Source organism: Polaribacter litorisediminis (assembly GCF_019968605.1).
Classification (GTDB): Bacteria; Bacteroidota; Bacteroidia; order Flavobacteriales; family Flavobacteriaceae; genus Polaribacter; species Polaribacter litorisediminis.
On sequence record NZ_CP082966.1, the window covers coordinates 4,003,066 to 4,024,854 of the forward strand.

The following is a 21,789-nucleotide window of genomic DNA, read 5'->3' on the forward strand; positions in this document are numbered from 1 at the left end:
CAATTAAACAAAGTGTATTTTAAATATTTTTTGATTCGTTTAATTCCAAAATACACTATACAATACTACCAAAATCAGCATAATTGCAAACGAACCAATATTAAATAACGGACTTGTTTTAAACAAGGCTCTTGATATGTCAATCCTTTTTTCGTCATCTGCTCCTTTATGTTGAAAGTAACTTACGAATGCAATCACAATCATTGTTAATATCAAAGTATAGCCCATTTGATCCATAAACGGCACATCTACAAAAATTGAGCTAGTAGACCATCCTTTAGGTGAAACTTTAAAATACATCGCAATTGGAATAGAAACTAATGCTCCAACGATTGCTCCTTTGTTGGTTGTTTTCTTCCAGAACAATCCTAGCATAAACACTGCCCAAATTCCTGGACTTACCACACCCGTATATTCTTGAATAAATTGAAATACTTGATCTAAATTTCCTAATAAAGGCGCCATAATACATGCGATTAACAAAGCGACACCCGCAGAAATTCTACCCATATTTACTGTGGCCTTATCACTTGCTGTTTTATTGATGTATTGTTTGTAAATATCCATGGTAAAAATGGTAGAGGTTGAGTTCAACATCGAAGCTAAAGAAGAAACAATAGCTGCGGCTAAAGCTGCAAACGCAACTCCTTTTAATCCTGTTAGTAAAAATTGTAATAACCATGGATATGCTTTATCGGCTTGTTCTGCACTTGGTAAATTCTCTAAACCAGCCATCCCTAATCTTGCCATAATTTCTGGGTCATTGACCATCACATACGCTGCAATTCCAGGAATTACAACAATTAACGGAATTACTAATTTTAAACCAGCTACAAATAAAATTCCTTTTTGTGCTTCCTTTAAAGATTTTGCAGCTAAAGTTCTTTGAATGATGTATTGATTAAAAACCCCAGTAATATAAATTGGCAACCCACATTCCACCTACAAGAACTGCAATGTCTGGTAAGTTTTTGTATTCTGGATTTGATTTATATAACAATCTGTATTGCAAAACGGAATTTTGTGGGTACATACCATAAAATTAAAAAGAAGTATCTTCAACTATGCTTAAATGAATTTGTCTACAAACTTATCCGAAGATATTTTGGAGAAAAAATATTTGATAGGCTCGTTATAACTAATATTACAGGTTATGACCAATAACGGGTATACAGATATATTATTTCACAAAAATTAGAAACCTCAAAAGTGTAAATTGAAAGCATTTAAAAAAGTCAGAGCAAACAAAAGAATCGAAAAATAGAAATGACTATTTTGTGTTATGCAATAATATTTTTTTTTCAATCGAAAAATCCCTAAATTGCAATTAGAAAATTAAATAAATAATCCGATCTAAACTGAATACGATTTAGAACACGATTTTAAAATAAATAGGGTTGAAAAGGGCAAAAATGAGTGTTTTCCTCGAGCTCATAACCCAAAGGTCACTGGTTCGAGTCCAGTTCCCGCTACAAGATATAAAGTATTAAAAAGTAACGGTTTAGTTTTCCTAAACCGTTTTTTTATGTCTACGTTAAAGGAATTAATTATCTTCGACGCACAAAGTGAATACGAAAGTGCATACGATTTGTCCAACAAAAGAAACTTTTCCAATCCAAAAATTTACTCAGCCCAAGGCGATTTAGAAAAACGCTGGTATGTTTATTTTTCATTTCGAGATCCAAATAGTGGAAAGATGAAACGGATTACTCCGTTTTACGGCAATGCCAATCAGTATAAAACCAAAGAGGACAGACTCTCTGTTTTAGTTACCTATAGAAAAGTGCTATTAAGACTTTTGAAACAAGGCTATAATCCATTTGTAGACAATACTGAACTTTATGCTCAAAGGACTTCGAAAAAATCGACTAAAAATTCAAAAGGACAAGTCCATAATTCATCAGCTAAGAAATCAAAACCCGGAATTAAAATTAAGGAAGCATTTGCATTTGGATTAAAGCAAAAAGAAAAGATTGTTAATGCTACTACAAAACGAAGTTATGACAGTCGCGTAAAGATTTTTTTAGAATGGTTAGATGAAAATTACCCTTTACTGACTGCAATAGAGGAATTAAACAAAAAAGTACTATCTGGTTTTTTAAATGATATTTTAGAAAAAACTAGTGCTCGAAATAGAAACAATTATCGCACAGATCTGAGCAGTATTATGCAAGTTTTGGAAGATAATGATATGATTCCCCAAAATTTCATTAAAAAAATCCCTGTTTTAAAATCAATCCCTGAGAGAAACAAAACGTACACAAAAAAAACTCAAGAAGAAATCTTTAAACACTTAGAAACGAAAGACCCCAAGCTGCTGTTATTTATTAAATTTATTTCTTACAATTTTTTGCGTCCAATTGAAGTATGTAGATTGAGAGTAGGGGATATCAATTTAAAAGAAAGAACTATTCAATTTAAAGCAAAAAACAGTCCTTTAAAAACTAAAATTATCCCAGAAATACTATGGGGTGAATTACCAGATTTATCTCAATTAGACAAGGATTTATTATTGTTTACACCCGGTCAAATAGGAGGAATGTGGGAAACCGAGTTAAGTAACCGAAGAGACTATTTTACAAAGCGATTTAAAAAGGTGGTAAAAGAGCCTTTTGAGTTGGGTAAAGATTATGGATTGTATAGCTTCAGGCATACCTATATCACAAAACTGTATAGAAGTTTGGTAAAAGAATCTTCACCCCATACAGCTAAGGGTAAGTTAATGCAAATCACTGGGCACTCCTCAATGTCAGCATTAGAGAAATACCTGAGAGATATCGATGCAGAATTACCAGAAGATTATTCAGAAATGTTAAAGAATAGCGATGAGTAAAGACACTTTAAGGGATTATTATTTAGGCTTACTTCCAAACTTGACGTCAGACTTTTTTTTCTTTATCCCAAGAAACAAAATCACTCGAGAGATAATCGATAAAATGGATTTTCTACAGAACAAAAAGGTTTATAACAAAGCTCTTTTAATAGATTTTAACGAAGGATTTATTGAATATGTAAAAGGGGAGTCTAGTTCGAACTTCATCTACAAAAAAAGTTGTTTAGATAAGAATATTTTTAGTTTGTTGGAAAAGAAGAACGAGGTTACAGACTATGAATTTGATTTTGTTTTAGAAAAATATTTTGAACTAGCAGAGTGTTTATTTTTCATGTCATATTGGATGAGTATTCACGTTGCTAAAATTGGATTTTACGATGAATATACTTGGAGTATATTCCGCATTCAGTCTCAAAATTATAAAAAACATTTTGAAGTCTTAGTGAAGAAATTTTATCCAAGTAGAGAAACTATTCCGAAAGGGGATTTTAATAGGCTAGAATTGATAGACAAATATTTTCCAGATATTAAGAGTTTATTTGACAAACAAAAAAAGAAACCTGAGCTTATAAAAGACAAGAAAGAGGAAGACAAAAATGAAAACAAAATAGACGGTTCAAAAAGAGAAAATATAAAAAAGAAAGCTCTAATTAGCGAATCCGAAGCAGAAAAGATATTATTGAAAGCCATATTTAAATTGGATATCGATGGCATAAATTGAAAGATTATGCGTTAATCATACGTTTAATTAACGTATAATCATCAAAAAAACAGAAATTTGCACCCATTGCAATATAAATTACATCCCTACCAGACGAAGAGTCCAAAAGTTTTGTTCCAAATCGTGTAAGTCTCGATATTGGTATTTAAAACAGAATAATAAAACAAAGGAACTATCTTTAAGTAATCAAAATAAACCCAAAGAATCACAACACAATACAAAAATTGACACTATGAGTGCTGCAGGAGTTGGAAATGCAGCAGCAGGAACAGCATTAGTTGAGTTAGGTAAAAATGTATTTGGGATTGCAGCAGCGACTAAAAAAGATATCCAAGAGCTAAAATCATTTATAAAGGGACGTTATTTACCAATAAATAATCTAATGAAAGACTCAATGGGGAGATTTCCATATTATGATGTTGAAACTGGGCATGTGGTTTAATCATTTAAATAAAAATGTCTTGTTATATTTTGAAAAAGGAATTTTTTTGAAATTTTGAGAAATTTAGGGAGTGTAATTTAAACTCTGTCTGATAATTTATTCCGTTTTAAAAATAGTTTGATTTTTTCTAAATAGTAAAAATAAGATACCATTAATTTTATCTCCAATAGATTTTCTTAAAATGGCATAAGCTTTTGTAATATGAGCCTCAACAGATTTTATAGAAACATTTAAATACTCTGCTATTTCAATATTGGTAAGACCTTCTTCTTTACTTAATAAAAAAGTCTGTTTGCATTTTGGAGGTAGTTTCTCTATTTCATTTTTTACTACTTTCAATAATCTATCTAAAGATTTTTCATCCTCGTCCTCTAAAATATAGGTCAAAGCATCAATATATTTCTTTTCTAGAGTTAGCACTTTTTTTTGTTTTCTATATTGATCTATAAATTCGTTGTAAACAGACTTGTACAAATAACTTTTAACCACAAAATCCTCTTTAAGTTTAAATCGATTTTTCCAAACGCTGATAAAAACATTCTGAACAATATCTTCTGTCAAATCATGATCATTGGTCAAACTCAAAGCGTAAACACAAAGTTTTTTATGATAAAACGTAACCAAAAAAGAGTAAGCACTTTCATCTCCCTTTTTTAGAGCGTTTATTAAATCGGTCTGACTTGAAAATTTAGCTTTCATTTTAGATAATCATAAAATTTACTGTTATTTAATACGAATGTAGAAAAAAAGTTACTATAAAAGTTAGGGTTAAGCAAAATTTATACGTTTTAATAGTATATACATATAAAATGATTTCAAAGAAAACACAAAATATAATTATAAAATTCTTAAATAATCAGGCTACTTCTTCAGAGTTAGAAGAATTAGAAGAATGGTTAGAAAATGATGCCAATGAAAAAGAATTTATCAATTATGTAAAGATTAATTATTTAGTGGATATGAATATTAAAAAATTCAATACGCTCAAATCAGAAAGAAAACTATTAGATCTTATTGCCAAAGAGAAAAAGGTCTATAAACTAAAGAATAGCAAAATCTTCTTTAAGTATGCTGCGGCAATAGCAATCTTGATTTCAACAGTATATTTCTATAACCAAAGTAATGTTTCACTTATAGAACAAAATAGTGTTTCTTCAGAAAAAATTACTTTAAAAATGGATGATGGTAACATTAAAGTAATTGATGAGAAAGGAAATTTTAAGATTCAAGATTTCAAAGGAAATGTTATTGGAACTCAACAAGGAAATGAATTGGTATATGATGATAAAAAGGTTTTAGAAAAGTTAGTATACAATACATTAACGGTTCCTTATGGGAAGAGATTTTCTGTGAAATTATCTGATGGAACCAAAGTTCATTTGAATGCAGGCACTTCTTTGAGGTATCCCATTAAATTTTTAAAAGGTAAAGAAAGATTGGTTTTTGTAGAGACTGGAGAAGCTTATTTTGATGTAACAAAAGATGTTGAACATCCTTTTATCGTAAATAATGGAGATGTAAATATCAGAGTTTTAGGAACTGAATTTAATGTAAGCTCTTATCCAGAAGATGCAACGATTAAAACGGTACTTGTTGAAGGTTCCGTTAGTTTATACGCAACGAATGAAAAGTACGATGTAAAAAATTCAACGGTTTTAAAACCCGGATTTAAGGCAGATTGGAACAAAAGTAATGATGTTGTTAAAGTAGATAAAGCGGATGTAGAAATGTATACTGCTTGGATTGATGGTAAAATTATTTTGAAACACATGAAATTCAGCAGTATCATCAAGAAAATTGAAAGGCATTACAACGTTTCTATACAAAATGAAGATAAAGTTTTAGGAGACGAATTTATCACGGCCACCTTTGAAGATGAATCCATAGAGCAAGTATTAGAGGTCATCAATAAATTACACCCTATAGAATATTCTGTGAAAGACAATAAAATAGTGATTTTAAAAAAAGAGTAAAATATGAAGTAAAAAAGAAATCGAAAGATGCAGCAACATCTTTCGATTAAATAAAAGTGACTAAAATTAATCAACCACATAAATCAATCACAAAAATATGAAAAAAGTATTCAGGTTAGAGGGTACAACCCTTTTATCTATAAATCTAAAATTTAAAATGAGGTTTTCACTGTTTATATTAATATTATCCCTATTTCAGCTACAGGCTAATAATTCATTTTCTCAAAATAAAGAGATATCAATTGAATTTAAGAAAGTTAACTTAGAACAAGTATTAAATAAAATTGAAAGTTTAACTCAATTTAAGTTTATCTACAAAGACAAGGAGATTGATTATACCAAAGAGGTTTCAATAGTAGCCAAAAAAGAGAAGTTATCTTCTGTTTTAAACAGGTTATTTAGTAATACAAATGTCATCTTTGAATTTGTTGGTGAACAAATAATCTTAAAATTAAAAGAGGATCAAAAGAGTGATCCAATAATAACACCTAATAATACCAATAACATTCAAGATTATACTATTAAAGGAGTCATAAAAGATACAAGTGGTCTGACTTTACCTGGTGCAAGTGTATTAGAAAAAGGCACTTATAATGGCACACAATCAGATTTTGATGGAAAATTTTCACTAACAGTAAAAGATGAAAATGCCACCTTAATTATATCGTACTTAGGGTATAAAACCAAAGAAATTTTAGTTGATGGTCAAAAGAACTTCGTGATCACTTTAAAAACGGATACAGCAAGTCTCGATGAAATAGTTGTTGTAGGGTATGGTAAACAGAGAAAAGCTGACGTGGTTGGAGCGATTTCTTCAATTAGTAGTGAAAAAATAAAAGAAACTCAAACAGCTAATATCGGTAACAATCTTACGGGTAGAATACCGGGTTTAGTGATTAACCAAAGAGGTGGTGAGCCTGGCGTGGATAATGTAGGTATTTTAATCAGGGGACTTTCTACATTGGGGAATAACTATCCTTTAATTGTTATTGATGGGATTGCCAACCGTGGCAGTTTTGAACGATTAAATCCTGATGATATTGAAAGTATCTCTGTACTTAAAGATGCTTCTGCCGCCATATACGGAGCACAATCAGCCAACGGTGTTATTTTGGTAACGACCAAGAGAGGTAAGAATGGTGAAACAGTATTTAGCTTCGATAATACCTACTCCTTTAGTCAACCAACTAGAAGACCAAATTATATGAATGCTTTACAATATTACACATGGATTGATGAATTGAATGTTAGAAATGGTAGTCCAACCGAGTGGCAAGACATTGTAAGACAATATCGAGATGGCACAATTGATAGCAACCGATGGGGCGATACTGATTGGTGGGAAGAGGTCATAGAAAAATGGACACCCCAAACACAAACCTCTATTAGTGCTAGAGGTGGGGGAGAAAAAGTTAAGTTTTTCCTTTCGGCTCAGATGCTAGATCAAAAAGCCATATATAAAGGGAATAATTATGGCTACAAACAGTTCAATGCGAGATCTAATATAGATGCAAAACTCTCTGATAATTTAACAATTAGTTTTGATATAGCTGCAAGGATAGGACAACTAAACAGGCCTACTACAGACCCAAGAGCAATAATAGGATCTGTAATTGCACAAAGTCCTTCTGATTTTCCATACTTTGAAAATGGATTATTAAGATCTAATGGTTCTGGCAATCCAATACCGCTTACAAACGGTCAAAGCGGCTATAAAGATACCTTTGATAGAAAATTTGACTCTAAATTTTCCTTTAGATGGGATCTGCCCTTTATTACGAAAGGCTTATATTTAGATGGCTATGCTGCTATTGACTATTACAATACTTTTAGAAAAGAATTATTTCAACCATTTGACATTTTTACTTTTAATGAAGATACTGATGAATACACAAACTTAAAACTACAAAATAACCCAACAAGTTCGTTGTTCCAATCATACTATGAACAACTAAGCATTACACCTCACATTAAAATAGGGTATGATGCAACTTTTGATAAACACAAAATAAGCTCGTTTATAGCCTATGAACAATTTGAAAGACAAGGTGAGTCATTCTTTGGTTTTAGACAAGGTTTAGTTACCTCTGAGTTACCTTACTTTAATTTCGGTTCGGATGTCAATCAAAATTTAGGAGGTAGTGGTAATCAATCTGCAAGACAAAATTATTTTGGAAGAATAAATTATAGCTACAATGATAAATACCTTGTTGACTTTACCTTACGCTATGATGGATCCGAGAATTTTGCAACAGGAAAACGTTTTGGTCTTTTTCCTGCAGTTTCTCTTGGTTGGAAAATTTCTAATGAATCTTTTTTTGATAGCAAATTAATAAGCAATTTAAAATTAAGAGCCTCTTGGGGTGTATTAGGAAATGACGCTGTTCCTAATTTTCAGTACTTCCAAACGTATGGCGTAAATAATAACTCTTACATATTTGGAGATCCTACCGTAAGAACAATCGGTTTAACTCCAAATAGATTTCCCAATCCAAATATTACTTGGGAAACTTCTCAAAAGACCAATATAGGGATAGATTTTGCAATGATAAATGGCTTACTTGATGTAACTGTCGATGCTTTTTACGAATATAGATCAGATATCTTATTGGCAAGAAATGCATCCGTACCTACTTATTCTGGTATTGTTTTGCCAGATGAAAATCTAGGTGAAGTTGAAAATAGTGGTATAGAATTTCAAGTAAATCATCAAGGCTCTATAGGAAATGATTTTAAATACACACTTGGAAGTCAATTTTCATATTCAAGAAGCAAAATTATCTTTATTGATGAGCCCACAAATATTCCTGAATGGCAACGAAGAACTGGTAAACCCATAGATTATTTAATGGTATATGAGGCGGATGGAATCTTTCAAAATCAAGAAGAAATTGATAATCACCCACATTGGCCTAATACACAACCTGGTGATGTTAGGTATAGAGATGTAAGTGGTGATGGGGTTATTTCTCAAGAAGATCAAGTAATACTCGAAAATTCTCCTACTCCAAGGATGATTTATGGTATTAATATGGGGGCAGAATGGAAAAATATCTCCTTAAATCTATTATTTCAAGGTCAAGCGCAAGCAAAAACGATCTACAGACAATGGGATGTGAACCAGCACGCCTATTTTTATAACAATAGATGGACATCCGAAGAAAGAACACCAAATGCTATTTACCCAGCAGCATGGGGGCCAGGAGACACTGATTTTGATGAGATTTCAACGGTATGGATGAAAAATAATTCATTTGTTCGGTTAAAAAATGTTGAGTTGGCGTATCGTTTTGATGAAAAAATAGTAAAAAAATTAGGGGTATCTAGTTTGCGGTTTTTCGTGTCTGCTCATAATTTATTTATAATTCACGATAACGTCAAATTTGATGACCCTGAAAGTAACGTTTCAGATGGACGTTATTACCCTCAACAACGTCTGTTATCAACAGGTATTAATTTAAAATTTTAAAATCGATGAAATATATTAAATCTTTTTTTATTGTATTAATTCTAATGGTATCCAACGGGTGTAGTGAAGATATTTTAGAATTATCCCCTTTGGACTCTGTCTCTGAAGCAGTGGTATGGAACGACTTAAATCTTATAGAACTTTATGTAAATGATCGTTATGACGAATTACCACATGGTTTTGTTTCTTGGTCTGGTGAGTTAAGAATGGCGAGTATTACTGATGAAAGCTATCATCAGTGGGAAGCCTATATATTAGACAAACATACCAGAGGAGGTCTCACTCCTACCAATATGCTGTTTTTTGGAGGTTACTGGCTTGATGCGTATACGGCTATTAGAAACCAAAATCTCTTTTTAGAAAAAATAGCAAATTACCAAGGTAATGAAGTTGAACGAGTAGCACAATTGACAGCAGAGATAAGATTTTTAAGAGCTTGGTTTCACTTGGGTTTAGCAACAAGATATGGCGCTATACCTTTAGCTACTCAAACTTTTAAAATTGATGGTAATTTAGATTTACCAAGAACATCTTTTCCTGAAATTATTGATTTTGTAGTATCAGAACTTGATGAAATTATAGACGATTTACCAAGCAATGCTGAGGTGACAGGTGCAGATTTTGGGCGTGTAACAAAAGGTGCTGGTTTAGGACTAAAAATAAGAGCACTTATGTTTAACGCTAGTCCGTTATTTGACGAAACAGGCAACGGACAAGATGCTTCAAAATGGCAATTAGTAGCAGATGCTTGTGAAGATTTGTTTGATTTAAACCAATACAGTTTGTCATCAGATTACAAAGATATATTTAACAATGCCAAGAATCCTGAGGTCATTTTTGCTAAACAATTTATAGGCCAGTTTGGTACCACTCAATGGTATGGTATTGATGGCTTTTCACATTGGCGAGGTGGTCACGATATGAACCGTTGGCAATCTCCTAGTGGAGTCGATTTTTTAGGTTGGACTAGCGAAAATCCTAGACAAGGATTTGTAGATCAATATGAAACCTTATCGGGCCATATTCCTGTTTTAGGATACACTTTAGGAAGTTATGATGACGAACTTGAAGCAAATTTAGCGATTCCTATATATAATCCTGAAGCGAGAGATTTTAACCCTGACAACCCTTACCAAAACAGAGATCCAAGATTTGAATATTCTGTTCAGTTTGATGGGCAATTCTATAAAACCAGAGAATTAGAATTTTGGTTTGGCGGTCTTGATAGTAGAGATCCTATAAATAACCCAGATGGCTATTGGAACGGACCAAGAATTGGGTATGGTACTAAAAAGTTTTTACAAGAAACATGGTCGCCACAATCAACTGCTGGAAGTTTTCAACCATGGATATATATGCGTTTGGCAGAGTTCTATTTAACCTATGCAGAGGCTCAATATCACATAGGCGGTGCAGGAATAGCGGTTGATTATATAAATTTAGTGAGGTCTAGACCTGGTGTAGAAATGCCATCAGTTGATGCCTCAGGAGATTTGCTAGAAAAAATTAAACACGAACGCAAAATAGAACTAGCATTTGAGAGCAATCGATATTTTGATGCAAAACGATGGTTAGATGCAGAAGAAGATTTTGGAAAAGACGTTATAGGGGTAAGAGTAGATAAAGTCCCTAATTCAAATAACAAATCTTATAAATATTATTATTTCGATCAAATAGGTACAAGGAGTTTTCCTAAAAGCCATTATTTCTGGCCAATACCTAACTATGAAATAGTAAAAACCAATTTGCAACAAAACCCAGGTTACTAATAACTTTTAAAAACAATAAAAAATGAAAACATATTTAAGTAAAATGTATTTATTATTACCTATTGCTTTCATACTTATAGTAAGTAGTTGTGTTAATAATGATTATTATCCGGATGAAGTTGTATTTGATCCGGATGTAAGTTCAAGACGGCTTGAAGTTGGAGATACCATTAAATTTACCGATTATTCGGCAGGTGTAGTCTCAAGATTATGGACTTTTAGTGGAGGTTTGCCAGCAACATCTTCAGAAAAAGAAGTAGATGTTACTTTTTTAGAAAAAGGAGAATATACAAGTAAAATTGAGACTACTTTTTCCGATGGTTTAACGCAAACCGAAGAGTTCTTAATTATTGTTGGTACTACCATTGAAATTTATGAAGGATATGCTGATGCCGATATCTTTTCATTTGAGGACGAAACAAGCGCTATGGAGGTGTGGGGTAAATGGGAAAATGATGGCGTAGCAGATTTTTTAATAGATGCCACTCAAGGAGCTAATGGCACATCTCAATCAGCACTATTATCGTTCTCTACAGCTGGCGAGGTTCAAATTTTTACAAATGAAGCAGCCCCAAACATTAATGCTAAAATAGATAAGATAAAAACCTATGAATACAGTTTTTGGGCAAAAGCAAGTGAAAAAACAACAATCACAGCTGCTTTAGAAAACAGCTCAAATACTCAAGGTTTTCACAATTATTTGTGGCAAGACCAAGAAATTAATACCGAATGGACTAAATATACTTTTAACATTGATCCAAGTGGGCAATCTTATGATATAGCTAGTAATGTGTACATTAAGTTAAAAATGCTTCCGAACAATACTTCAACTTCAATTTGGTTTGATGAATTTTCTTTGAAAGAAATTGTTAGAGTAGAAGGTTTTGGTGATGCTGATATCTTTTCATTTGAAGATGAAACGAAAGCGATGGAAGTTTGGTCAAAATGGGAAAGTGATGGTGCTGCAGATATCACAGTAGATACCTCAGAAGGTGCCAATGGTACTTCTCAATCAGGAAAAATATCTTTCACAACGGCTGGCGAGGTTCAAATTTTTACAAATGAAACCTCTTTAAGTGTGAATGCCACAATGGACAAGACCAAAACTTACGAATATAGTTTCTGGGCAAAAACTAGCGAAATCACAAGGATTACGGCCGCTTTAGAAAACAATACAGCAAACCAAGAATTCTATAATTATTTGTGGCAAGACCAAGAAATTGGTATTGAATGGACTAAATATACTTTTGATATTGACCCAAGTGGGCAACCTTATGATATAGCTAGTAAAGTGTATATAAAACTAAAAATGCAACCATCAAACAGTGCTGCAATTATTTGGTTTGATGAATTTAAATTAGAAGAAAAATAAAGAAGATTTATGTATTGGGGATATATCAAATAGGTATATCCTCATCCATAAAATAATCTTTAAAAATTGAATTTTGAACTTTTTATTAATCCTTTAAATACTTTTGTAATGAATAAAAAAAATACTTTTTTTATATGGGCATTGTTATTGCTCATATCTTTTGGAGCTAATGCTCAAACGTATGTTTACAACGATTCCACATCCTCAGGAGCTTGGTATCAATCATCCGATGGAGGTGAAGTAGCCAATCCTTTATCAGATGCAGTGAACGCTAGTGCTACCTGTGCACAGAATGGAACTGATGGAACTTGGCAACAAATACAATATTTTCCTACGTACACACCTGTAAGTGGTGATAAGTTGTTTTTCTCAATTTATAATCCAAATAATACGGGTCCAGGGCAAATACAATTTAGATACTCTTCTGATCAGTCTACATGGCAATTTGGTGCGAATGTAACGTATACAACGGAATCTCAAACAGGCTGGGTAGAGTACACTGTGGATTTATCAAATCACGTAGGAAATGAAATAGACCAAGTTATTATCATGCCCTCTGGAGATAATTCTGCAGCTACATTTGTTGATAATATTTATTTTAACGATGTATCTGTAACTGCATCCACAGGACCTTTTGTGGTTTATGATGATAACACATCCTCTGGAGCTTGGTATCAATCATCTGACGGAGGTGAAGTAGCCAATCCATTATCAGACAGTGTAAACTCTAGTGCTACCTGCGCACAAAATGGAACTGATGGAACTTGGCAACAAATACAATATTTTTCTACGTATACGCCTGTAAGTGGTGATAAGTTGTTTTTTTCAATTTACAATCCCAATAATACGGGTCCAGGGCAAATACAATTTAGATACTCTTCTGATCAGTCTACATGGCAATTTGGTGCAAATGTAACATATACAGCGGAATCCCAAACAGGCTGGGTAGAGTACAGTGTAGATTTATCAGCTCACGTAGGAAACGAAATAGATCAAGTTATTATGATGCCATCTGGAGATAATTCGGCAGCTACATACGTTGATAATGTTTATTTTAACGATGCATCTGTAACTGGTGGTACTACCGGACCTGTTGTTATTTATGATGAAAGTACTAAATCTGGAGCATGGTATCAATCATCTGATGGAGGTGAAGTAGCCAATCCATTATCAGATGGTGTAAACTCTAGTGCTACTTGTGGACAGAACGGAACTGATGGTAATTGGCAACAAATACAATATTTTATTACGTATACACCTGTAAGTGGTGATAAGCTGTTTTTCTCAATTTATAATCCCAATAATACGGGTCCAGGACAAATACAATTTAGATACTCTTCTGATCAGTCTACATGGCAATATGGTGGAGATATCGCTTACACAGCAGCATCTCAAACGGGATGGGTTGAGTACAGTATCGATTTATCAAATCACGTAGGAAATCTCATAGACCAAGTTATTATGATGCCGTCTGGAGATAATTCTGCAACAACTTATATTGACAATGTTTATTTTGGGAACCAAACTGTGTTAAGTACAGATGTCACAAACTTCGTTGAAGAGGCAATGTTTATCAACTCAGAAGGAAGAGTTTCTTTTAAAAACGATCAAAATCAAACAAAATTGAATGTTTTTGACGTAGCTGGAAGGTTGATTTTTAAAGAAAACATAAATGGTAAATATTCAGAAAATACCTTACACAAAAAAGGTGTTTACATTTTAAGAATCGAAAAAGAAGGCAAAGTTTCTGTTAAAAAACTTTTACGCAGATAGGGTCAAACATACCTAAAAATTAAAATAGAGATATTGAATAAAGCTCATTCTTTTTCAGTTTGAGCTTTATTTAAAATAATAGGCTACAAGTGTATTTCTTTTGAACGTATAATTTTATACACGTAAAAAAGAGAAGCATTGTATCGTCTTGCAATAATAAATCAAATTGAATTTACTAATAATACAGCAGAATGAGACTAAAGCATTTAATTAATTACTGTTTAATTATATTTTTTAGTTCATTTTTATTGGTTCAATGTAAGGCAAAGCTCTTTAAAAAATCTGTAAAAGACGCAGCGATTATTGAAAGCGATTATGAGCTGGCATATATGGACTTTCCAAATCATGAAAGTGGCATAGCTTTGTTTACGGCTGACTGGGCAAGAAAAAACCGGACTGAACTAGGAACCGAATACGTAATTAAAAGTGACTCCTTAGTTAATCTATCAGAACAAATCATAAGAAATGGACTGAACTCAGCATTGAAAATAAATTTTAACAATATGACAGCGCCTTCGGATGTTGTAGAGTTGTTAATGTCTGGTTTTAGTGCAATTAACAGTAAAAATGCATTTCCAAAAGAATTACAAAAACAAATAAAGGGAATTAAATTTAATGCTGTAGCTTTTAGGCAACCCATCAATTTAGAGTTAGAAATACAAGACAAATACGGAAACGTGATTGAAAAACAAAATTTCAGTATCGGTAAAACTGAAATGGAAGAATACTCCCTGTTTTTTAATAGTTCCTCATTTAAAAATATATCCTTCAAAATTAAGCATGACAATCAAAAATCTGACTTTGAGGGTTCTATACCAACATCCATTATTATAGATGATGTATATTATGTCAATGGCGATGACGCTGTTTTTACGCCTCCAGCTGATGATACAGAATTCTTAAAATGGATCCAAAAATCTGCAATCCGTTTTTTTCTTTGGAATTATCACGATTTAGAAAATGACAAAGGATTGGTGCAAGGATCAACAGTTTGGTATAACACATTGTCTATTAGTGGCCAAGGATTTGGAATGGCGGCACATATTTTGGCAGAAAAAGAAGGGATGATTAGCACGCAGGAAGCGAAAAGACGGATTTTATCAATGTTAAAATGGATGCAAGATCAAGATTGGTATCAAGGAAAAGATGGATGGAAAGGATTTCCACATCATTGGTTTCATGTAGATGGCACTGAAGGTTATCCGGGTTGGGGTCCTGTTACAGTAGATTGGGCAATGGCAGCTGCCGGAATTAGAGTGGTTCGCCAATATTATTTAGAAGATTCTGAAATTAATTCGATTTGTACAGAACTCCTTTCTAGACCCAATTGGAAAGATGTTTTTGATGAAAAAGGATTCATTGCAATGGGAATTGATTATAAATCAGGAGAAATCAATCCATGGAGATGGGGAGGATCGTTCACTGAAGAAACTGAACTTACGTTTTTAGAAGCCAGAAATTCTAATCAAATGGACAAATCTATTTTTGATGTTATGGTAAGGGAGAAATCTTCTGGTTTTTACCCTGGATGGTGGAGTACTGGATTTGAATTCAACTGGATGCAGTTATGGACAGGGCCCATAGAGCCCTACAAAACAAATAGTACCATTGCTTATCAAAACGACGCAACAACTTGTCAATCTGAATTTGGTCGTCCTATTATGGGGCTTACTGCAGCCGGAATAATTACAGGAATAGACGATAATGGATTTGTTAAGGTTCAATATTTTGGTAATCAAGGTAGCTCACCGTCTCGCTCTAAAAGCAATAAAAAAATCGCCCCTGCACCCTATGGTGCGGCTTTAGCCTTGCCCTTTGTTCCCAACCAAGCCATAACAGGACTTAGAGAATTTGTAAAATTAGGTTATTACCACCCAATAATGGGGCTTCCTGGAACTGTAAGACTTATTCCTATTGAAGGAGGTGGGCCTGAAATGATGCCTCATTGGGGAATTGCAGATTTAGAACTTGGTCCTATGCTAATTGCTATTGATCAGTACTTTGATAATAGTATTGGTCAATTGTATCAGAGTGACCCAGAGGTTAAAATTTCTCTTGAAGAACTCATAGAATCCATTAAAAATTAATAAAAATGAAAATTAGAATCATAATCTTTTTTGTAATAGCATTATTTAACGATATAGGTTCATTACATGCGCAAAATTTCAAACAGTCAAATCTAGAAACTAGAAGCGTTCAAAATTTCAATTTTGGATGGAAACATTTAAAAGATAAAACCTATGATACACACAGAGTAGGGTTGATAGACACAGATTGGGAAATGGTAGACCTACCGCATGACGCAGCTATTTTTGAAGACGTAAAACAAGAAAACTCAGACGGAGCCAATGGGTATTTTCCGTATATGAAAGGTAGCTATCGTAAGCATTTTACTGTCTCTTCGGAAAACCAAGATAAATTGGTGTTTATAGAGTTTGAAGGTGTTTATAGAAATGCGAAAATTTGGATTAACGGACATTATTTAGGAAATCATTTGAATGGATATCTTGGTTTTGAACATGAAGTATCAAATTATATACGTTTCGATCAAGCCAACCTTATTGTTGTAAAATATGACAACACAACCAAAGGTACCTCAAGATGGTATACTGGAGCTGGAATTTATAGAGATGTTTGGTTGAAAATTGTTGACCCCTTACATGTCCCTTTATACGGAACCTATGTTACCACATCAAAAGTGAGTAAAGCACATAGTCTAGTCAATCTAGCAACAGAAGTAACCAATAACTACAAACAAACCAAACTTTGCAAATTGGTCAGTAAGATCCTAGATGCCAATAATAAGGTAGTTGAGCAACGGGAATCTATTGTGCCAATTCAAAGCGGAGAAACTTTTGTGTTTAATCAGGACATAGAGGTAAACAAACCGAATTTGTGGTCTCCTAATAATCCTTATTTATATACATTAAAATCTGAAATTTATGATCAAGATAAATTGGTGGATGAATATATTACAACGTTTGGAATCCGAGAAATTAAAATGACTCCTGAAAAAGGATTGCTTATTAATGGAGAAAAAGTTGTTGCTGTTGGGGGGAATATTCACCATGACTTGATTAGTTTGGGAGCAGCAGCGTATAAAGCAGGCTATGAAAAACATATTGAAGATATGAAATCGATGGGAACCAATTCTGTTCGTTTAAGTCATAATCCACATGCAACACGACTTTTAGAAGTGTGTGATGAACAAGGTATTTTAGTGTATAACGAAGGTTTTGATAAATGGACAAGTCAGTTTTATGGAGGTGAAGCATCGTTTAACAGTCAGTATAAAAAAGATATAGAAAATTGGATTAAAAGAGATCGAAACCATCCTTCAGTATATATCTGGAGTGCCGGAAATGAAGTAATGAAACAAGGGCAAATTGAAGATGAAAAATTTGAATCCCCTAAAGATGCTGAAGATTATGGCGTATCAACCTTTAAAAACATAAAAAAGGAGATTAATCGGTGGGATCCTTCAAGAAAAGTAACCGTAGGTTTATTCCCAACCAGAGAAAAAGTTTGGAATGGATATGACCCAAAACACCAGCCTAAATTCAACAAAGCTTTACCCGCTGAAATGGCATGGTATTCAGATGTAGTAAGCTATAACTATACAGAGCAGATGTTTGCTAAAGACTATGAAAAATACCCACAAATGATGTTTATCAATTCTGAAGCAAATACTTCCTTAGGTATGGATTTCAAGGATGTATCTTGGTCTTATATCGATACAAATTATGTAATTGCTCATTACTATTGGACAGGATATGCTTATCTAGGGGAAGCGCCTTGGCCACGAATTGGGTGGAGTCGTGCCTTCTTTGATTTAGGCGGACAATTAACCAACCTCGGTTCTATGTACCAAAGCTACTATGACCAAAAACCGATGAGTCATCTTTGGGTTTATGATGAAAGCGAAGCTGGCACTAAATTATACGAAGAACAATATGGCAATAATCGAACTTGGAGCTGGCATCCAATGACCAAAAATTGGAATTGGGAAAAAGATACAAAACTAAGACTGGCTGCTTTTTCCAATTGTGAAGAAGTAGAATTATTTCTAAATGGAAAATCACAAGGAAGAAAAAAACCGGCTGACTTTAAAAATAATATTACAGAATGGGAGCTAAATTATCAAGAAGGTACTATTGAATTAAAAGGTTTTAATAAGGGAAAAGTAGTTTCAAAAGATAAATTGACAACAGTAGGAAAACCTTTTGCAATCCAACTGAAAACTAAGACAGACAAATTAGAAGCAAGCGGGCTAGATTTGGCTTATGTGCAAGTTGATGTAGTAGATGAGAAAGGTCGAAAAGTGTACAGTGCCACTAACGAAATTACATTTGAAGTTTCGGGTTCTGGAGAATTAGTAGGGGTATCTAGTGGAGACATCTTAAGCCATGAAAATTTCAAGGCATCGAAAAGAAAGGCATATAATGGAAGTTGTATGGCAGTACTGAAAAGTGGTAAAGAAAAAGGAACTTTAAGAATAAAGGCAAAGGCAGCAGGTTTGAAAGAGTCATTATTAGAAATAAAAGTTAAACAATAAAGACAATGAAATACAAAAACGTATTTTTCGGGTTACTAATAATTATAATGTTTTTCTCTTGTAATAAAAAGAAAAGTGAGCCTATAAGCAATAGTGAACCTATAACTATTTTTAAAGATAAAATTTCTGATATCATTTTTAGCAAATTACAAAACCGATTAAAACAAGTTAATACTGATGTTTTAGAACGAGGAATCGTATATGATTCTTTAAGAGGTGAAAAACTCCTAACAGGGTATAGCTATGGAGAGTATTACGACTGGGACTTGTATTATGAAAACATCTACCTCTCCTATTATGGTATTTCAGAGTATTGTTTTTCCAATTTAAATGTTTTTCTAAACCTTCAACACGAAAATGGTTTTATTCCAAGAAGTTTTGGCACCAAAAACTATGGCGCAAAAGAGATGTTTAAACCATTTATAGCGCAAATAGTTTTACTAGGCTCTTTGCAAAAAGAAGATTATAGTTGGGCAGAAAATCAGTATCCAAAACTCAAAAAATATATGCAGCATTGGATGGAATATGATACCGATGGAAATGGATTGATGTACTGGGGAGAATTTAACACTGGAGAAAATGGAGCCTACCACAGCGGCATGGACAATCAGTTTTCCAGAACTGTAGGTCGCAGTGAAGGTGTTGACTTAAATTGTTATTTGGTTAGAGAATTAGATGCGATGGCTGTTATTGCATCACAATTACAAAAAACAGATGATGCTGAAAATTTTTCGAAACAGGCTAAAGCTTTGACTAATAAGATTAATGAAATTTTATGGGATGAAGCGACAGGTTTTTACTATGACAGAAACGAAGCAACAGGCGAAACCACCAAAATAAAGGCGATATCAGGATTTGCGCCATTGTGGAGTAAAGTGGCAAGTAAAAAACAAGCAAGTATTTTGGTGAAACAGCATCTAACAAATCCCGAAGAATTTTGGACAAAATATGCAGTACCAACTTATGCTATTGATGAAGCTGATTATTATCAAGGCTCTAAAACAGGAGAATGTAATTGGAGAGGTTCTAGTTGGATACCTACAAATCACATGATGATTCATGGTCTTAATTCATACGGATATCATGATTTAGCAAAAGAAATTGCGTATAAATCTTTTGATATGGTACTGAATAAAAATAAAACAACTAGAGAATTTTTTAATGCCGAAACAGGAGAAGGCTATGGTTTAAAACCTTTTTATGGCTGGTCAACCTTAGCGTATTTTATGCCATTAGAAGTTGAGTTAGCGTATAATCCTACTTTGATTGATAAGGATCTTAAAATTTTAAAATTAAGTAATTCAATAGACGGAGTATCATTTAAAGAAATAGAATAGAAATTACAAGTTCATTATTCTATGACGGACTTTTATTTCACAAACTGTAAATCAAATTTTAAAACTTATTATTTTTTATGAAGTCAGTTCATAACATCTATTTTCTATTATTACTACTAATCGTAACCATTAGTTGTAAAAATAATGAGGAACTAAAAAAAGAGACTCCGCTTTTTGATAGGGAACGCTCTCATAAAAAAGACTTTTTAACCATCGATACACATCGTTTAGATGAACTAACGGATGATCAATTTTTAGAACGTATTCAATTTGATTACACCAAAAATTGCCTTACAAATAAAGATTCAATTGCTATTGTAGAAAATGATGGTTACAGAATTAATCTTTTTTCTGTAGCTATAAAAAATGGTTGGATTTCTAGAGAACGAGGTGCAAAAGAGGTCTTGCAATACCTTAAAGTATATCAAAACGCTAAAACGGCACAAGGTATTTTTCCGCGATCTTTTCATAGAATTACAGGTGAAAAGATTAAAGGCAAAACCTATGGTAATTTTGGACAACCCTATGATGTGGTTGGCACGGCATTTTTTGCAACCTCCATACAATTTACGGTAAGACAATTTTTTGATAAAGACAATCCTATTGAAAATGAAATCAGAGAACTCTGTAATTCAATATGTGATCGGATTAATTGGAATTTCGCATACAATACAGATAGAAAATGTTTTACCTGGTTTAAAAACGGGGAAGATGGTAAACAATTTGACGGAAAGGATTTGGTTGGTGAAATGGATGAAACCTTTTTCTTGCAATTACTCGTATTAGGGTCTAAAAACTGGAATTATGGCACCGAAGCTTATAAAAACTATGTTTCAAAAATATTTGTTGATGAACAATATGGATACCGATATTTCTCTACAAAACAATACGATTATAAAAATTCAAAACAGTTTACAGGAATTACAGTCAATAATCCAGAAATACTAAAATTAGACAATTATCCTACGGCTAAATTGGGCTATTTGGTACAGTCTCATATTTGGTTTGATTTAAAGGGATATGGAGATTCTATAGGTAACATAAATAATATGGATTATTTTGAAGGCACGCAAAAGGCCATTAAAGCGCAAATAAGGTATGCACAAATCAACCCCGGAAAAAATAAATTGTATGGAGATGTTTGGGGGTTTTACGATACGTATTCTCCGATCTCAAAAAAATGGATGGTAACCGGATTACCTGCGGAAGGCGATTTTGATGAAGGCACAATTTCTATATCTGCTGTTATGAGCGCCATTCCGTTTGCTCCAAAAGAATCCATAAAATGTTTACGAATTTTATATAACGAATTCAAAAACGAAGGAATTTATAATGAAAAAGGGTTTGTAATGAGCGTAAATACCAACACAAGGGAATTAGCCAAAAAACCAGATACTTTTTTCCAACCAATTAATGTATTGTCTATAGAGAATTATCGTTCTAATATGTTATGGGAACTAGCAAAAAAAGCACCTGAATACAAAGCATCTTTTAAAGCAGCTGGTTTAAAACCTATTAAATAAAACTACAATAAAAACTATAATT

14 protein-coding genes and 1 pseudogene are annotated in these 21,789 nt (G+C 33.0%); 13 read left to right on the plus strand and 2 right to left on the minus strand.

Annotated features, from left to right (window positions below; translation table 11 throughout):
• Positions 1–39: 39 nt before the first annotated feature.
• Entirely contained in the window at positions 40–942 is a 903-nt protein-coding gene (locus tag K8354_RS17160) for a sodium:solute symporter family transporter (protein WP_223443774.1), read from the minus strand.
• Between the two features lie 45 nt (positions 943–987).
• On the opposite strand from K8354_RS17160, the pseudogene K8354_RS17165 reads away from it, so the two are divergent.
• The 4 genes and pseudogenes from K8354_RS17165 to K8354_RS17180 all read left to right on the plus strand — a co-directional run.
• Positions 988–1,164, plus strand: a pseudogene (locus tag K8354_RS17165) (IS1595 family transposase); the annotation flags it as partial.
• Between the two features lie 361 nt (positions 1,165–1,525).
• On the plus strand, positions 1,526–2,833 hold the full coding sequence (locus K8354_RS17170) for a tyrosine-type recombinase/integrase (protein WP_223443776.1): 1,308 nt from the start codon (positions 1,526–1,528) through the stop codon (positions 2,831–2,833).
• On the plus strand, positions 2,826–3,554 hold the full coding sequence (locus K8354_RS17175) for a hypothetical protein (RefSeq protein WP_223443778.1): 729 nt from the start codon (positions 2,826–2,828) through the stop codon (positions 3,552–3,554). Before K8354_RS17170 ends, K8354_RS17175 begins: the two co-directional genes overlap by 8 nt.
• Positions 3,555–3,786: 232 nt before the next feature.
• A complete protein-coding gene (locus K8354_RS17180) occupies positions 3,787–3,996 on the plus strand; it encodes a hypothetical protein (RefSeq protein WP_223443780.1) in 210 nt (69 codons plus the stop codon).
• Positions 3,997–4,092: 96 nt separating this feature from the next.
• On the opposite strand, the gene K8354_RS17185 is transcribed toward K8354_RS17180, so the two are convergent.
• Complete coding sequence (locus tag K8354_RS17185) at positions 4,093–4,695, minus strand: RNA polymerase sigma factor (protein ID WP_223443782.1); 603 nt, start codon at positions 4,693–4,695, stop codon at positions 4,093–4,095.
• 110 nt (positions 4,696–4,805) lie between these two features.
• On the opposite strand from K8354_RS17185, the gene K8354_RS17190 reads away from it, so the two are divergent.
• The 9 genes from K8354_RS17190 to K8354_RS17230 all read left to right on the plus strand — a co-directional run bounded on the left by K8354_RS17190 (position 4,806) and on the right by K8354_RS17230 (position 21,767).
• Positions 4,806–5,969, plus strand: a complete 1,164-nt coding sequence (locus K8354_RS17190; protein WP_223443784.1) for a FecR family protein — start codon at positions 4,806–4,808, stop codon at positions 5,967–5,969.
• A gap of 97 nt (positions 5,970–6,066) precedes the next feature.
• The gene (locus tag K8354_RS17195) at positions 6,067–9,438 is read left to right on the plus strand and encodes a TonB-dependent receptor (RefSeq protein WP_223443787.1); all 3,372 of its coding nucleotides are present in this window, start codon (positions 6,067–6,069) and stop codon (positions 9,436–9,438) included.
• Positions 9,439–9,443: 5 nt separating this feature from the next.
• Entirely contained in the window at positions 9,444–11,207 is a 1,764-nt protein-coding gene (locus K8354_RS17200; RefSeq protein WP_223443789.1) for a RagB/SusD family nutrient uptake outer membrane protein, read from the plus strand.
• Positions 11,208–11,229: 22 nt separating this feature from the next.
• A complete protein-coding gene (locus K8354_RS17205; protein WP_223443791.1) occupies positions 11,230–12,579 on the plus strand; it encodes a carbohydrate binding domain-containing protein in 1,350 nt (449 codons plus the stop codon).
• A gap of 108 nt (positions 12,580–12,687) precedes the next feature.
• Positions 12,688–14,352 (plus strand): T9SS type A sorting domain-containing protein, encoded by a 1,665-nt coding sequence (locus K8354_RS17210; protein WP_223443793.1) that lies wholly within the window; start codon positions 12,688–12,690, stop codon positions 14,350–14,352.
• 191 nt (positions 14,353–14,543) lie between these two features.
• On the plus strand, positions 14,544–16,439 hold the full coding sequence (locus K8354_RS17215) for a hypothetical protein (RefSeq protein WP_223443795.1): 1,896 nt from the start codon (positions 14,544–14,546) through the stop codon (positions 16,437–16,439).
• Between the two features lie 5 nt (positions 16,440–16,444).
• A complete protein-coding gene (locus K8354_RS17220; RefSeq protein ID WP_223443797.1) occupies positions 16,445–18,907 on the plus strand; it encodes a glycoside hydrolase family 2 TIM barrel-domain containing protein in 2,463 nt (820 codons plus the stop codon).
• A 5-nt stretch (positions 18,908–18,912) separates the two neighbouring features.
• Positions 18,913–20,244 (plus strand): amylo-alpha-1,6-glucosidase, encoded by a 1,332-nt coding sequence (locus tag K8354_RS17225; RefSeq protein ID WP_223443799.1) that lies wholly within the window; start codon positions 18,913–18,915, stop codon positions 20,242–20,244.
• A gap of 77 nt (positions 20,245–20,321) precedes the next feature.
• Entirely contained in the window at positions 20,322–21,767 is a 1,446-nt protein-coding gene (locus K8354_RS17230) for a glucoamylase family protein (protein ID WP_223443801.1), read from the plus strand.
• Positions 21,768–21,789 lie beyond the last annotated feature (22 nt).

Coding starts and splice junctions, on each gene's coding strand:
- K8354_RS17170 (WP_223443776.1), top strand. CDS start 1,526: ATGTCTACGTTAAAGGAATTAATTATCTTCGACGCACAAAGTGAATAC.
- K8354_RS17175 (WP_223443778.1), top strand. CDS start 2,826: ATGAGTAAAGACACTTTAAGGGATTATTATTTAGGCTTACTTCCAAAC.
- K8354_RS17180 (WP_223443780.1), top strand. CDS start 3,787: ATGAGTGCTGCAGGAGTTGGAAATGCAGCAGCAGGAACAGCATTAGTT.
- K8354_RS17185 (WP_223443782.1), bottom strand. CDS start 4,695: ATGAAAGCTAAATTTTCAAGTCAGACCGATTTAATAAACGCTCTAAAA.
- K8354_RS17190 (WP_223443784.1), top strand. CDS start 4,806: ATGATTTCAAAGAAAACACAAAATATAATTATAAAATTCTTAAATAAT.
- K8354_RS17195 (WP_223443787.1), top strand. CDS start 6,067: ATGAAAAAAGTATTCAGGTTAGAGGGTACAACCCTTTTATCTATAAAT.
- K8354_RS17200 (WP_223443789.1), top strand. CDS start 9,444: ATGAAATATATTAAATCTTTTTTTATTGTATTAATTCTAATGGTATCC.
- K8354_RS17205 (WP_223443791.1), top strand. CDS start 11,230: ATGAAAACATATTTAAGTAAAATGTATTTATTATTACCTATTGCTTTC.
- K8354_RS17210 (WP_223443793.1), top strand. CDS start 12,688: ATGAATAAAAAAAATACTTTTTTTATATGGGCATTGTTATTGCTCATA.
- K8354_RS17215 (WP_223443795.1), top strand. CDS start 14,544: ATGAGACTAAAGCATTTAATTAATTACTGTTTAATTATATTTTTTAGT.
- K8354_RS17220 (WP_223443797.1), top strand. CDS start 16,445: ATGAAAATTAGAATCATAATCTTTTTTGTAATAGCATTATTTAACGAT.
- K8354_RS17225 (WP_223443799.1), top strand. CDS start 18,913: ATGAAATACAAAAACGTATTTTTCGGGTTACTAATAATTATAATGTTT.
- K8354_RS17230 (WP_223443801.1), top strand. CDS start 20,322: ATGAAGTCAGTTCATAACATCTATTTTCTATTATTACTACTAATCGTA.